This is a genomic window from Streptomyces sp. NPDC050423 (assembly GCF_040655445.1).
GTDB lineage: Bacteria > Actinomycetota > Actinomycetes > Streptomycetales > Streptomycetaceae > Streptomyces.
In genome coordinates, this window is the sequence record NZ_JBFAJY010000001.1 from 342,743 (window position 1) to 356,362 (window position 13,620).

General features: G+C 70.4%; 14 protein-coding genes. 5 read left to right on the forward strand and 9 right to left on the reverse strand.

Annotation, left to right across the window (positions count from 1 at the left end; all coding sequences use genetic code 11):
* Positions 1-135 precede the first annotated feature (135 nt).
* Both AB0I52_RS01435 and AB0I52_RS01440 read left to right on the forward strand, forming a co-directional pair.
* Positions 136-1,641 (forward strand): zinc-dependent metalloprotease, encoded by a 1,506-nt coding sequence (locus tag AB0I52_RS01435; RefSeq protein ID WP_363067777.1) that lies wholly within the window; start codon positions 136-138, stop codon positions 1,639-1,641.
* Positions 1,638-2,186, forward strand: a complete 549-nt coding sequence (locus AB0I52_RS01440; RefSeq protein ID WP_363067779.1) for an NUDIX hydrolase — start codon at positions 1,638-1,640, stop codon at positions 2,184-2,186. The genes AB0I52_RS01435 and AB0I52_RS01440 overlap by 4 nt, the downstream gene beginning before the upstream one ends.
* 66 nt (positions 2,187-2,252) lie before the next feature.
* Here the strand turns inward: AB0I52_RS01440 and AB0I52_RS01445 are convergent, their stop codons facing one another.
* The 4 genes from AB0I52_RS01445 to AB0I52_RS01460 all read right to left on the reverse strand — a co-directional run bounded on the left by AB0I52_RS01445 (position 2,253) and on the right by AB0I52_RS01460 (position 6,076).
* The gene (locus tag AB0I52_RS01445; RefSeq protein WP_363067781.1) at positions 2,253-3,008 is read right to left on the reverse strand and encodes an AIM24 family protein; all 756 of its coding nucleotides are present in this window, start codon (positions 3,006-3,008) and stop codon (positions 2,253-2,255) included.
* 19 nt (positions 3,009-3,027) lie between these two features.
* A complete protein-coding gene (locus tag AB0I52_RS01450) occupies positions 3,028-3,708 on the reverse strand; it encodes an AIM24 family protein (protein ID WP_362957410.1) in 681 nt (226 codons plus the stop codon).
* 11 nt (positions 3,709-3,719) lie between these two features.
* Positions 3,720-5,345, reverse strand: coding sequence for a TerD family protein (locus tag AB0I52_RS01455; RefSeq protein WP_363067783.1), 1,626 nt, complete (start codon positions 5,343-5,345; stop codon positions 3,720-3,722).
* A gap of 107 nt (positions 5,346-5,452) precedes the next feature.
* The gene (locus AB0I52_RS01460) at positions 5,453-6,076 is read right to left on the reverse strand and encodes a M48 family metallopeptidase (RefSeq protein ID WP_363067785.1); all 624 of its coding nucleotides are present in this window, start codon (positions 6,074-6,076) and stop codon (positions 5,453-5,455) included.
* A 188-nt stretch (positions 6,077-6,264) separates the two neighbouring features.
* On the opposite strand from AB0I52_RS01460, the gene AB0I52_RS01465 reads away from it, so the two are divergent.
* Positions 6,265-7,410, forward strand: coding sequence for a ThiF family adenylyltransferase (locus AB0I52_RS01465; protein ID WP_363067787.1), 1,146 nt, complete (start codon positions 6,265-6,267; stop codon positions 7,408-7,410).
* Positions 7,411-7,451: 41 nt separating this feature from the next.
* Complete coding sequence (locus tag AB0I52_RS01470; RefSeq protein WP_363067789.1) at positions 7,452-8,984, forward strand: AarF/ABC1/UbiB kinase family protein; 1,533 nt, start codon at positions 7,452-7,454, stop codon at positions 8,982-8,984.
* A 12-nt stretch (positions 8,985-8,996) separates the two neighbouring features.
* On the opposite strand, the gene AB0I52_RS01475 is transcribed toward AB0I52_RS01470, so the two are convergent.
* The 5 genes from AB0I52_RS01475 to AB0I52_RS01495 all read right to left on the reverse strand — a co-directional run bounded on the left by AB0I52_RS01475 (position 8,997) and on the right by AB0I52_RS01495 (position 13,007).
* Positions 8,997-9,200, reverse strand: a complete 204-nt coding sequence (locus tag AB0I52_RS01475; RefSeq protein WP_363067791.1) for a hypothetical protein — start codon at positions 9,198-9,200, stop codon at positions 8,997-8,999.
* Between the two features lie 217 nt (positions 9,201-9,417).
* Entirely contained in the window at positions 9,418-9,741 is a 324-nt protein-coding gene (locus AB0I52_RS01480; protein ID WP_363067843.1) for a hypothetical protein, read from the reverse strand.
* Between the two features lie 32 nt (positions 9,742-9,773).
* Positions 9,774-10,142: a WhiB family transcriptional regulator gene (locus AB0I52_RS01485; RefSeq protein WP_362957428.1), complete on the reverse strand. Its 369-nt coding sequence runs from the start codon at positions 10,140-10,142 to the stop codon at positions 9,774-9,776.
* Positions 10,143-10,314: 172 nt separating this feature from the next.
* A complete protein-coding gene (locus tag AB0I52_RS01490) occupies positions 10,315-10,650 on the reverse strand; it encodes a hypothetical protein (RefSeq protein WP_363067793.1) in 336 nt (111 codons plus the stop codon).
* Between the two features lie 167 nt (positions 10,651-10,817).
* The gene (locus AB0I52_RS01495) at positions 10,818-13,007 is read right to left on the reverse strand and encodes an ATP-dependent DNA helicase UvrD2 (RefSeq protein WP_363067795.1); all 2,190 of its coding nucleotides are present in this window, start codon (positions 13,005-13,007) and stop codon (positions 10,818-10,820) included.
* 240 nt (positions 13,008-13,247) lie between these two features.
* On the opposite strand from AB0I52_RS01495, the gene AB0I52_RS01500 reads away from it, so the two are divergent.
* Positions 13,248-13,505 (forward strand): mycoredoxin, encoded by a 258-nt coding sequence (locus AB0I52_RS01500; protein ID WP_362957436.1) that lies wholly within the window; start codon positions 13,248-13,250, stop codon positions 13,503-13,505.
* Positions 13,506-13,620 lie beyond the last annotated feature (115 nt).

Below are 13,620 nucleotides of genomic sequence, written 5' to 3' on the forward strand. Positions count from 1 at the left end.
GTGGCGTCCATCCTGCCGCAGGCAGGGAGCCGACGGAGCACTGAGGCCCTGAGCGGACTTGGTGTCTACGCTGGATGGTGATGTCGGGCAGTCGCCGTCGGTTCGATCCGGCGGCCCTACGAGCCGAGGAAACCCGTGAGTGACACCCCATTCGGATTCGGCCTTCCGCCGGAGGAGCCGGACGACGGCGACCATGGCAAGAAGAACGACCCCACCGGAGGTGGGCAGGGTTCGGGCGGTCCGGCGAACCCGCTCGGCTTCGGCCCCGGTGCGGGCGGTGACAACCCCTTCGCCGCGATGTTCGGTTCGATGAACCCGAACGACCTGGGCGCCGCCTTCCAGCAGCTCGGCCAGATGCTGAGCTACGAGGGCGGTCCCGTGAACTGGGACATGGCCAAGCAGATCGCCCGCCAGACCGTCTCGCAGGGCACCGCGGACGGCACCAAGGACGCGAGCGTCGGCCCGTCCGAGCGTGCCGCGGTCGACGAGGCGCTGCGGCTGGCGGACATCTGGCTGGACGGCGCGACGTCGCTGCCGTCCGGTTCGGTCTCCACCGTGGCCTGGAGCCGTGCGGAGTGGGTCGAGGCGTCCCTCCCCGCCTGGCAGAAGCTGGTCGACCCGGTGGCCGAGCGTGTCGGCCTCGCCATGGGCGATGTGCTGCCCGAGGAGATGCAGGCGATGGCGGGCCCGCTGATCGGCATGATGCGGTCGATGGGCGGCGCTATGTTCGGCCAGCAGATCGGGCAGGCCGTCGGCGTGCTGGCGGGCGAGGTGGTCGGCTCGACCGACATCGGGCTGCCGCTGGGCCCGGCCGGCAAGGCCGCGCTGCTTCCGCTGAACGTCGAGCGGTTCGGCAAGGACCTGAGCGTGCCGCAGGACGAAGTGCGGCTGTACCTGGCGCTGCGCGAGGCCGCTCACCAGCGGCTCTTCGCCCATGTGCCGTGGCTGCGCTCGCATCTGTTCGGTGCCGTGGAGGGCTATGCGCGCGGCATCAAGGTCGACACCAGCAAGCTGGAGGACGTGGTCGGCCAGTTCGACCCGTCGCAGCCCGAGCAACTGCAGGAAGCTCTCCAGCAGGGCATGTTCCAGCCGGAGGACACCCCGGAGCAGAAGGCCGCCCTGGCCCGGCTGGAGACGGCGCTCGCGCTGGTCGAGGGCTGGGTGGACGCCGTGGTGCACGAGGCCGCGAAGTCCCGGCTGACCTCGGCGGACGCGCTGCGCGAGACGATGCGCAGGCGCCGCGCCTCCGGCGGTCCCGCCGAGCAGACGTTCGCCACGCTGATCGGTCTCCAGCTGCGTCCGCGGCGGCTGCGTGACGCCTCGCGGCTGTGGGCCTCGCTCACGGACGCACGGGGAGTCGACGGACGCGACGCGCTGTGGGAGCACCCCGACATGCTGCCGACCGCCCACGACCTGGACGACCCGGACGGGTTCGTGCACCACGAGCAGCTGGACTTCTCCGAGCTGGACAAGATGCTCGGCGAGGCCGCGAACGGGCCGCAGAAGCCCGCGTCCGGCACCGACGGCAAGGCCGGGCCCGGCCCGGACGACGCCGACGGCAAGGCCGGCAGCGGTACGGACGGCGACGGCTCAGGCGAGGGCAGCACGGGCGACACCGACAAGGACGACACCGACAAGTGAGCCTGCACGACGACGCCGCTCTCGTACTGAAGAGCTACGGAGGCGGTGCGGACGCCGCCCAGGAGGAGCTGCGCCGGGCCTATCTGGACCATCTGTCGCTGTATCCCGACGGCATGTGGAAGGCCTGCGGGGCCGGGCACCTGACGGCCAGCGCGCTGGTCGTGGACCCGGAGCGCGGCAGGGTGCTGCTCACGCTGCACCGGAAGCTGCGGATGTGGCTGCAGATGGGCGGCCACTGCGAGACCGGGGACGCCACGCTGGCCGGTGCGGCGCTGCGCGAGGCCACTGAGGAATCGGGCATCGCCGGTCTGACGTTGCTGGCGGGCGGCCCGGTCACTCTGGACCGCCATCCGATCCCGGCGCCCTGCAACTGGCACCTGGACGTCCAGTACGCGGCACTGGCACCGTCGGGTTCGACGGAGAGGATCAGTGACGAATCGCTGGACCTTCGCTGGTTCGCCTACGACGAGGTCGCCGGGGTCGCCGACTCCTCGGTGGTGCGTCTGGTGGAACGTACGCGGGCGGTACTGGACGGCGTCCGGTAGCGGGAGCGACGACAGCACGGGTAAGGGGCGGCCTCCCAGGAGGCCGCCCCTTACCGATCGGATGGCTCAGTTCCAGGCGTTGTTCTGGTTCTGGGCGTGGATCCCCTGCTGCCCCATGCCGAACTGGGCGGCCATCCCCTGGCCGATCTGGGCGTTCTGCGGCGGCAGTACCTCGCTCGGCTGGACCAGGGCGAAGCCCTGCCCGAGGAAGCTGAGCTCCCAGCCCTCTCCGGTGTTGCCGCGTCGGCGCATGACGCCCGACGAGTGCGTCTGGGCCTGCATCTGCACGCGCAGGGAGCTGGACCAGGCGACGACGGCGTCCGCGTCGGCGTTGACGTACTTGTCGGGCGTGACCTGCATCATCAGGGGCTGGCCGGAGGTCATCAGGGCGACCTTGCCGCTGCCGGAGATGTTGAGCTGGTACTTGCCGGTGCCCGAGATGCCGTACTGGCTGTCCACCGCGATGACCTCGGTGTGGAGCGACGAGTCGAGCGCCAGGACGTACGCGCTGTCCACCGTCATGCCGTCGCGGTCGACATCCACCACGTGGACGTACTGCGCCAGGTTGGCGAGATAGACGGTGCCCTGCCCGGAGCAGCGCATCAGGTCGAGGCCCTCACCGGTGCTCGCGCGGGCCCGGCGCTGTCCGTGCGACTGGTACTCGCCGTCGAACTCCATCAGCCCCTGGTACGCGACCATGGCCCCCTTGCGGGCGAGGACGTCTTCCTGGCCGGTCAGCGAGACCCGCAGGAGCTGCGGGTTCTGAACCGTGTACCGGTCCTGGGACTGCTGTTCCGTGTAGCTGAAGAGCGGACTCTGCATGGTGTGTTCTCCCTCCCCGTCAGTTCCGGACCCGCAGGCGGTCGGTACTGTCCTCGCTCGGCTGGACGACGACGATCCCCTCGCCGGAGAAGGCCATCTGGAACGCCTCTCCGCTGCCCCGCCCGATGAGCGAGGAGGCCTTGAAGCTGCGCTTGCCCTTCACCTTGAGGTTCGGGGACCACGCCACCAGGGCGTCGGGGTCGACGTACGTCTCGTCCTCGCCACGCCCGCAGTCGACGACGATCGGCGTGCCGCGCGAGGTGATGGCGACCCAGCCTGTGCCGGAGATGCAGACGTTCCACAGGCCCTGGCCGGCGAATTTGGCCAGTCCCTTGACCCGTTCGACACCCCAGGTGAGATGGCCGTCGAAGGCGAGGACGTTGGTGCCGTTGACCGAGAGGGAGTCGTTGTTGAGATTGATGACGACCACATCCGCGCCGTAGTCGGCAAGGTAGAGCAGTCCGTCACCTGCGCACTTCATCAGGGGTGTGCCCTCGCCGGTGATCCACTGCGAGGCGATCTGGCGGACGGCGGGCGGATTGGGCTCGTACTGGATGAAGCCCTCGTACGCCACCATCGAGCCGGTGCGCGCGTAAAGGTCCTGGCCGGTGGCCATGGCGACCTTCAGCATCGAGTGGCCGTGGTTCTCCATCCGGGCCGTGACGGGGGTCGGGGCGTAGCCCGCGAGTTGCTGATTCATGACGGGCTCCCTCAGACCTCGTAGGGCTGGACGACGATGAAGTTGCCGGGTGCGCCCCGGAACTGGAGGTTCACGGTCTCCCCGCTGTGCCCGGGGTAGGCGTTGCGGCGCAGCCGGACCTGGCTGGAGACGATCACCTGGGACGCCGCCGACCACGCCACGACGGCATTGCAGTCGGCGAAGGTGGTCGGGGTGACCGGCAGGACGACCGGCACACCGTGGGTCTTGACGACGACGGTGCCGGTGCCCTGGAACTGCATGGTGAACAGGGCGCCTCCGGGGATGCCGTGGCCTTCGATCCTGCGGACCTCGTGCTGCAGCGACTCGTCGAACGCGAGGACGTTCTCCGCGGAGACGCAGATGCCGTCGCCCTGGAGCTCGACCGCGTGCAGATGGGAGCCGTCCTCGGCGAGGAAGACCTGCCCGTTGCCGGTACAGCGCATCAGCTGCATTTCCTGACCGGTGGCGTTGCCGACGATCCGGCCGGCGAAACCTGCGCCCTTGTAGCCGAAGTCGACCTTGCCCTGGTACATCACCATGCTGCCCTGCCTGGCCAGCACTCCCCCGCCGCCGTTGGTGAGGTCGACGCGCATGAGCTGCTGGTTCTGCGCGGTCCAGCGCTGGCCGGTGGCCGCCTCCTTGTACGGCTGGAGCGCGGCCAGGAGACCTGCCCCGGTCTTCGGCGCCCCTTGCGGCACGCCCTGGGGCACACCCGGCGGCATGCCGGGAGGCTGCTGTCCGTACGGGGCCGGAGCCGGCTGTCCGTACGGCGCGGGAGCCGGCTGTCCGTACGGCGCGGCCGGCTGCCCCGGGACCTGCCCGAACTGCGGCTGCTGGGGCGGCTGCCCCGGATGTCCGTACGGAGCGGGCGGGGGCGAAGGCGGCGGGGGCACGCTGCCGCCCTGCGGGACCAACGGCGCCACGATGGTGGGCGCGGCATGCATCTGCAGCTGCGGTGTGGGCGCCGGCGCGGGCGGTCCGCCGAAGGACGGTGCGGGCTGCGGGATCTGCGGTGCGGCCGGGGCACCGAACGACGGGGCGGGCGCGGCCGCCTGGGCGGGCGGGGCGAACGGGACGGCGGACTGCGGCTGCGGAGCGGCGGGCTCCTCCTCGGCGACCTCGCCCCCGAAGTTCTTCAGCAGCGCGTCGAGGCCGCCGTCGAAGCCCTGGCCGACAGCGGCGAACCGCCAGACGTCCTTGAGGTAGAAGTCACCCAGCATCACCGCACGTTCGGTGGTGAACTCCGAGCCGGTGAAGGCGTACCTGACGACTTCCTCGCCACCCGCGACGATCCGGATGTAGCCGGGGCCGACCTGCGCCATCTGTCCGGCGCCGTCCAGCGTCGCGGTGAACGACAGCTTGTGGATGCTCGCCGGAATACGGTCCAGAGTCACGCGGAACGACTCGGTGTCACCGGCCTGGGCGCCGAGCAGCTGAATGGACTCCTCGGGCGATTTCGGCTGATTGAAGAAGATGAAGTACCGGTCGTCGGAGAGCTGCTCATTGGCATCGAGGCCGAAGCAGCTGATGTCAAAGGTCAGTCCCGGGCCGGCGATCTGCACACCTACGTACAGGTCCGTCCCCGGCGTGAGATCGCTGATCTTGGCCTTGTGGCCGCGTTGGAATTCCCTGGCCATGCGTAACGACCGTCCCCCATCCGGAAGCTGAATGCGTCGCGTCAGGCTAACCGCAAAGTCGGGCCCCCGACCAAGCCGGTACAGACCCGGTACAGAATCACCGAACGTCACTCGCCGCGTGCGGCGGGCAGGTGCGGCAGCCGGTCGGCCGCCACCACCCCTTCGAGATAGCCGCGCGCCCGCTCGGTACGGGGGTAGGCGTCCAGGAGCCGCCAGAACCGCGGACCGTGTCCGGGCACCAGGAGATGAGCCAGTTCGTGGACGAGCACGTAGTCGACGACGTACTCGGGCATCCCCTGGAGCCGGTGGGACAGGCGGATGCTGCCCTCGGCCGGGGTACAGGACCCCCACCGGGTGTTCTGATTGGTCACCCACCGCACCGAGACGGGTCTGGCCCGGCCCTCGAAATACTGCGCGGACAATCGCTCCGCCCGCTCGGCGAGTTCGCTGTCGCCGAAAATGCGTCTGCTCTCCTGGGCGGCCAGCTTGTCGAGCATCACGCTCACCCAGCGCTGCTCCTCGGCCTCGGACATCCGGGCGGGGATCAGCACAATCGTGCGGTCACCCTCCCGGTACGCGGAGACCGTTCTGCTGCGGCGGGAGCTCCTGCGGACCTCGACCGCGCTCGTCGCCGAGCCGCGGGGCGGGCGGTCTTCCGCACTGCGCTGATGGATTCCGGCGCTGCGCGCGGGGGTCTCCCCGGCGAAACCGGGTGACGGGTCGGCGGGCACGGCACGACGTTACCCGCTGCCCGTGGGGGAAGTCCCGTCTCCCGAACGGTTCACACGTGATCCACCCCATGGCTTGCACCATTTGAACGACTAATACCCCCTGCCTGTGGATAACTTTGCACCCGCTTCCGCGGCCCGCTGCATTCTGGCGATGGATCTCACGCAGCCACACAGACCAGGAGGAAGCCGTGCATCCGATGTTGAAGCCCGCGCTGCGCCGCGCATGGCGCGGCCGCGGCACCGTCCAATTCGGTGTGACGCCCGCACACGCGGTGAAGGTCGGCCCGATGGATATCGCGACGGGCTGTTTCCTGGAGCTCCTCGACGGAACACGCGGGATGCCGCTGCTGCGTGAAGAGGCCAGGGCGCTGGATCTCACCGAACGCCAAGTGGACACACTCGTCACGCGGTTGTCCGACGCCGGACTCATCGACGATGTGCGGGCCGGCGGGCCGGAAGCCGATGCGTTACGGAACCGGGCGGACGCCATGGAGCGTCACCGGCCGGACCTTGCGTCACTCTCCGTCGTGCATCCCGAGCCCGGCGGCGGGCTGCGCCGGCTGGCCGCCCGCCGCTCCATGCGCGTCCAGGTACGAGGAGCCGGCCGGGTCGGTGCGGCCGTCGCCGCGGTGCTCTCCGGATCCGGGGTGGGGCACGTCGAGGTGCTGGACGGGGGATGCGCCGAGCCGGGCGACGTCTCGCCCGGAGGGCTGCCGCCCTCGGCGACCGGAGAGCGCCGGGACACCGCGGCCCGGCAACTGGTCCGGCGCTCGGCCCCTGGCCCGGCGGCACGGGCGACACTGTCGTCGGGCGGGCCCGCGCGCGGCGAGCCGGGCCTGTCCCTGATCGTGGTCGCCCCTCGCGAGAGCCTCTCCGCCTACGTCCCCGATCCGCGCACCGCCGAGCCGTGGATCGCCTCGGGCACACCGCACCTCTACGCCGGAGTGATCGAGGCCACCGGATTCGTCGGGCCCCTGGTGCTGCCGGGCGGTACGGCGTGCGCGGGGTGTCTGGATCTGGACCGACGCGACCGGGACCCGCAGTGGCCGCGGATGCTGGCTCAGTGGCAGTCCGGGCGGCGCACCGCCGTGCAGGCCTGTGACCTGGGCCTGGCGACCGCGGTGGCAGGTCTGGCGGCCGCCCACGCGCTGTCCTTCCTCGACGGGGAGCTGCCCGCCTGCACAGGGGCCCGGTGGGAAGCCGCGCTGCCGCTGTTGGACTGGCGGTCGGAGCAGATCCGGGCACACCTCGACTGTTCCTGTGGAGCGGGTGGGCACACTGAGGGGGTGCGCACCTCCGGGGCCGGCACGGCGCACGACACAATGGCCGGGTAACCGCCGCACGCAGCGCGGCAGTCTGGGATTTGGAGGGGCATATGTCTGATCTTCCCCGGAAGGCGGTCACCCGAACCGCCAAGCTGGCCGCGCTGCCGTTGGGGTTCGCGGGCCGGGCCACCTGGGGGCTGGGCAAGCGCATCGGCGGGAAGTCCGCGGAACTGGTCGCCCGCGAGGTACAGCAGCGCACCGCCGACCAGCTCTTCAAGGTCCTGGGCGAGTTGAAGGGCGGGGCGATGAAGCTCGGACAGGCCCTGTCCGTCTTCGAGTCCGCCCTGCCCGAGGAGGTCGCCGGTCCCTACCGCGCGGCCCTCACCAAACTTCAGGAGGCCGCTCCACCCATGCCGGAGGGCAGGGTCCACGCGGTGCTGGCCGAGCGGCTCGGTGAGGACTGGCGGGAGCTGTTCCTGACGTTCGAGGACAAGCCGTCGGCCGCCGCCTCGATCGGGCAGGTGCACCGGGCGGTGTGGCACGACGGGCGGGACGTCGCGGTGAAGGTGCAGTACCCGGGCGCCGGGGACGCACTGCTCTCGGACCTGACCCAGCTCAGCCGGTTCGCCCGGCTGCTCGGCCCGCTGATTCCCGGCATGGACATCAAGCCGCTGATCACAGAGATGCGCGACCGGGTGTCGGAAGAGCTGGACTACGAACAGGAGGCGCGGTCGCAGCGGGAGCACGCCGAGGAGTTCGCGGGCGATCCCGACGTCGTGGTCCCGGGCGTGGTCCACCAGTCCGATCAGGTGCTGGTCACGGAGTGGATCGACGGTGTGCCGCTGGCCGATGTGATCGCCGACGGGACCGCGGAGCAGCGGGACCGGGCCGGACAGCTGCTGGCCCGGTTCCTGTTCTCCGGCCCCGCGCGCACCGGGCTGCTCCACGCCGACCCGCACCCGGGCAATTTCCGGCTGCTGCCCCCGGAGCCGGCCGGCACGGCGGACGCGGACGAGACGGGCCACGCCACGGACGCCGACGGCACCGAGGACACCACCGGGGCGGCTCAGTGGCGGCTCGGTGTCCTCGACTTCGGGACGGTCGACCGGCTGCCCGGCGGGCTTCCGCAGCCCATCGGGGACTCGTTGCGGCTGACGCTCCAGGGCGACGCGGACGGTGTGTACGAGATGCTGCGCGACGAGGGCTTCGTCAAGGACTCGATCGACCTCGCCCCGGACGCGGTGCTCGACTACCTCCAGCCGATCATCGAACCGGCGCTGGTGGAGGAGTTCGCCTTCAGCCGGAGCTGGATGCGCAATCAGGCCGCCCGGATAGCTGATCCGCGCTCCCCCGCCCACCAGCTGGGCAAGCAGCTGAATCTGCCGCCTGCCTATCTGCTGATACACCGCGTGACGTTGAGCACGATAGGGGTGCTGTGCCAGCTCGGTGCGACGGTCCGGCTGCGTGAGGAACTCGAAGCCTGGCTGCCGGGATTCCTGCCGCAGGAAGTGGAGGAGCGAGCCGGGGAGGAGCGGCCCGAGGAAGCTCCGGCCGAGTTCGAGGCGACGGACGAGGCGACGGACGGGTTCGCGGCGGTGGACGAGCCCGTGGAGGGCGCCGCGGCCGGCGCGGAGGTCAAGTAGCGGCTGGTCAGGTCACCACCAGGCGGAGTCGAGCCGGCCCTCGATGGCCCTGATGTGGCTGCGCGCACAGCTGTCACACAAGTAGCGACGGCTGCCGTTCTCCACGGAACAGATCCAGGTCGTCGGTGCGTCGTCGCTCCCGGGTCCGGTACCGCACAGGGCACATACGACGCCCTCGGTGCCCGCCGCTTCGGGTTCCTGCGTCTCCTCGTCCACCTCGCGACGATAACTCCGTCGGCGCAGTCCGGCATGGTACGGCACCACACGGCACGGCCTCGGGGCCGGTCCGAGTGGACCGGCCCCGAGGCAGGGGTGGTGATGTGGGTACTGGGTACTGCTTGCTGCGGGGTCGGAGAGCGGCTGCCCCGCAGCGGTCCTGCTGGTGTCGGGTCCTGCTGGTGTTCGGTCCTGCTGGTGTTCGAGCCTGCTCGGCTCAGTGCATGACCGCCATGGCCAGCGCACGCCGGGCACGCATCGAGGCGCGCTCGGCCCGGCGCTGCATCCGCCGCGCGTGGATCAGGCGCACGGCCTGACGTTCCGCGTCGGCTTCCCGCAGGCGGTCGTGCATATGAGCACGAGCCAGGGCTTCTGGGATGAGTTGCATCTCACGGGTCCTGTTCTGACGCGAGTCGTTCGCGCCGATGATGGTGACGTCCGGTGTCGCGGAGCCGACGGGCTCCCTCGTGGGGATGGTCATTGGTTCCTGGTTTCGGGGATCGTGGGTCTGGGGACGGTCGATGGTTCCGATGCGCTTCATGGGTTTGGGGGCCGCAACCCCCAGGCCGGCGATCACGCTGCGACCGGGTTCTTGCGAGGACGGCCACGCGGCCGCTTGCGAGCAACGACGACACCCTGGATGAAGAGCTCGCCACCCCAGACACCCCACGGCTCGCGGCGCTCCTTGGCGCCGGCGAGGCAGGCCTCGACGAGCGGGCAGGTGCGGCAGAGGGACTTGGCGTACTCGACGTCGGCCGGGGACTCGGCGAAGAAGACCTCGGGGTCGTAGGAACGGCAGGGGACGGGCACGCCGAGGTTCTCGATGGCGTCGTCGAGCGCGGTGAGCGCAGTGAGCGGGGTCAAGGTGGAGTCCTCCGTGAGGCCGGGCGGGGGGATCGTTTCGGAAGGCGGTACTGACGGGGCGTGCGCTTCGAGTTGCACGGTGGTGGTGTCCTCGTCTGGTCGTTCCGGCCTGTTGGCCGGGGGGCGGCTGGTACCAGGTGTTGCTTGTCCCGAGGCTCCTTCGTGCTGTCTCGTCCGTTCGGACAAAACAAAAGGGCCGCGGATCCCGAGTGGGGTTCCGCGGCCCTGAAGGCGCCGGCCTGATTGTCGGTCAGGCTGGATCTCTCCAGGGTTCAGGCCCACGGAAGGCCCACATCGTGTGGTGGTGCGTCGTCTGCTTCTTGGCTCCGGCTTCCGCTCCCGCACCGACGGCCGCAAAGGCATAGGCCTGGGCCTGTCCCTTCGCTACTGCTGCTGCCGGCGCCTGGGTCGGTCGCTCATTGCGCTCCCGCTCGGGAAGGCTCACCAGGGACAGCGGGCTGACGGCGGAAATGCCGGACATACCGGTGCCACGCAGGGAAGACGTCGAAGAGCAGGCGAGGCCGAGCGAGCAGGCGGAGACGACCGAGAGATCGGTCATTTTGTTGGTCTCGATGATGCTGATCACTTCAATCGCCTCCTCTCGGCGTCTCGGGCGGACCGACCAAGCCGGTCCTACGTATTCGGAATAAGTACAGCACAGGATCAGGGCTTCAGAGAAGTCGCTGTTCCCGTGGTTAAGAACCTATGGTGACGACTGGGGCGGGCGCAAACTATTTTTTCGACGAGTTTTCCTCACATGCCCTCGTCGGCCTCCGCAGGCCCCTCCAACCCGTCCCCACCTGCACAGATATCCAGCACCGCGGCGCCGAAACGGCCCAGCTTCCGCGCGCCGACCCCGGGGATCCCGGCCAGTTCGCCCTCGCTGCCGGGCACCGCCTCCGCGATGGCCATCAGCGTCTTGTCGGTGAACACGCAGTAGGCGGGCTGGCTGATCTCCCTCGCCCGCGCCGCGCGCCAGTCGCGCAGCCGCTCGTACAACGCCTCGTCCATGTCGGACGGGCAGTCGTCACAGCGCATCAGCTTCATCTCACCGGCGTCGGTGAGGGTCCTGCCGCACACCCTGCACAGCGCGGGCCCACGCTGCTTGCGCCGGACCGCCGCCGGGCGCTCGATGCCCCCGCTGCCGCCCGCCGCACCCCGGGAGCCCGGGGACGCCGAGCCGGGGCGCAGCCCGTTCAGGAAGCGGCTCGGGCGGCGGCCGGCCCGGCCGCCGGGCGAGCGGGCCAACGACCACGACAGCGAGAGGTGGAAGCGAGCCCGGGTGACTCCGACGTACAGCAGCCGGCGCTCCTCCTCGATCTGCTCGTCCGTCTTGGCGTAGGTGATCGGCATCATGCCCTCGGTCAGCCCGACCAGGAACACGGCATCCCACTCCAGGCCCTTCGCCGAGTGCAGCGAGGCGAGCGTGACTCCCTGGACCGTGGGGGCGTGCTGGGCCGCGGCCCGCTCGTCCAGCTCGGCGACCAGGTCGGAGAGGGTCGCGCCCGGCCTGGCCTGTTCGAAGTCCTCCGCGAGCCTGACCAGTGCGGCCAGCGACTCCCAGCGGTCGCGCACCGCCCCGGACCCGGCGGGCGGCTCGCTCCGCCAGCCCTTGGTGGAGAGCACCGCGCGGACCTCGGCGGGCAGCCCCTGCGCATCGTCCAGCAGGGAGTCGTTCCCCCCGGCCCTGGCGGCGCCGCGCAGGGCGACTCCCGCTTCCCGTACCTCCGCGCGCTCGAAGAACCGCTCCGCGCCCCGCAGCTGGTACGGCACCCCCGCGTCGGCCAGGGCCTGCTCGTAGACCTCGGACTGGGAGTTGACCCGGTAGAGCACGGCGATCTCGCCCGCCGGGACGCCCGCGGCGATCAGGTCGCGGATGCGACGGGCGGTGCCCTCGGCCTCGGCGGGCTCGTCCGCGTACTCCGTATAGGCGGGCTCGGGGCCGCGCTCGCGCTGCGAGACCAGTTCGAGCCGGTGCTCGGCGGCCCTGCCGCGGGCCTGGCCGAGCAGCCCGTTGGCCAGGTGGACCACCTGGGGCGTGGAGCGGTAGTCGCGGACGAGCTTGACGACGGTGGCCCGGGGGTGGCGGGTGCGGAAGTTCAGCAGGTGGTCGGGGGTGGCTCCGGTGAAGGAGTAGATCGTCTGGCTGGCGTCACCGACGACGCAGAGGTTGTCCCGGTCACCGAGCCAGAGATCGAGCAGCCGCTGCTGGAGCGGGCTGACGTCCTGGTACTCGTCGACGACGAAGTACTGGTACTGACGGCGGACGTGGTCGGCGATGTCGTGCCGGTCCTGAAGGATGCCGACGGTCAGGAGCAGCACGTCCTCGAAGTCGATCACCGTGCGGTCCCGCTTCAGCTGCTCGTACATCGCGTAGACCTGCGAGATCTCGGCCGGATCGCGCGGGGCGTCCCGCTGGGACTTGGCGACCACGGCCGGGTAGTCGGCGGGCACGGTCTGGGTGACCTTGGCCCACTCGATCTCGCTCGTGACATCGCGCAGCTCGTTGCGGTCGAGCCGGATGCCGCAGCGGGCCGCCGCCTCGGCCACCAGCTGGACCTTGCGCTCCAGCAGCCGGGGCAGCTCGCCACCGACTGCTTTCGGCCAGAAGTACTGGAGCTGGCGCAGGGCCGCGGAGTGGAAGGTCCGCGCCTGCACCCCGCCGGCTCCGAGCTGGCGCAGCCGCCCCCGCATCTCGCCGGCGGCCCGGTTGGTGAACGTGACGGCAAGCACACTCGTCGGCTGGATTATCCCGGCGCGCACCCCGTAGGCGATGCGGTGCGTGATGGCCCGCGTCTTGCCCGTACCGGCTCCGGCCAGCACGCACACCGGCCCCTGCAGGGCCAGGGCGACCTCGCGCTGCTCGGGGTCGAGCCCGTCGAGGACGGCGTCGGCGGAGTCGGGGACCTGAGGGAAGAGGGTGGAATGCGTTGCTGATGTCACCCCGCCATGCTGCCAGGTCGAAAGGGGCGGACGTGGAAGTTGTCCACAGGGGTGCCGTATCCGTCGTACTAATGAGGAACGGCGCCGGCCAGTAGGGAACGGCGCCGGGAATGGTGGCCAGGTCACGTACGTTCTCCCTTCGGGCGGCAACGCGCGTCCCGGCTTCTCCGTGTGACGGAAGAGACCGAGACGGGATGTGGCGGGATTGCCGAGACCGATGAGACAGAGGAGCGCGAAGACATGCCGGGCACTGTGACGATGTACAGCACCACGTGGTGCGGATACTGCCGTCGGCTCAAGGGCCAGATGGACCGCGAGGGCATCGCGTACACCGAGATCAACATCGAGCACGACCCGGACTCCGCCGCCTTCGTCGAGAAGGCGAATGGCGGGAACCAGACGGTCCCGACGGTTCTCGTGGCTCCCGCCGGCGGTGGTGAGGACGTCGTCATGACGAACCCGAGCCTGGCCCAGGTGAAGCAGGCCCTCACGGCCTGACACCCCGTCGCGCACAGCACCGCCCCCTCCGGTGCCCATCTCCCGCTTCAGCTGCGGCTTCTCGTCCGGGACGGGGATACGGGGGATCAGCGTCGCCACCCCGACGAGGGCGATG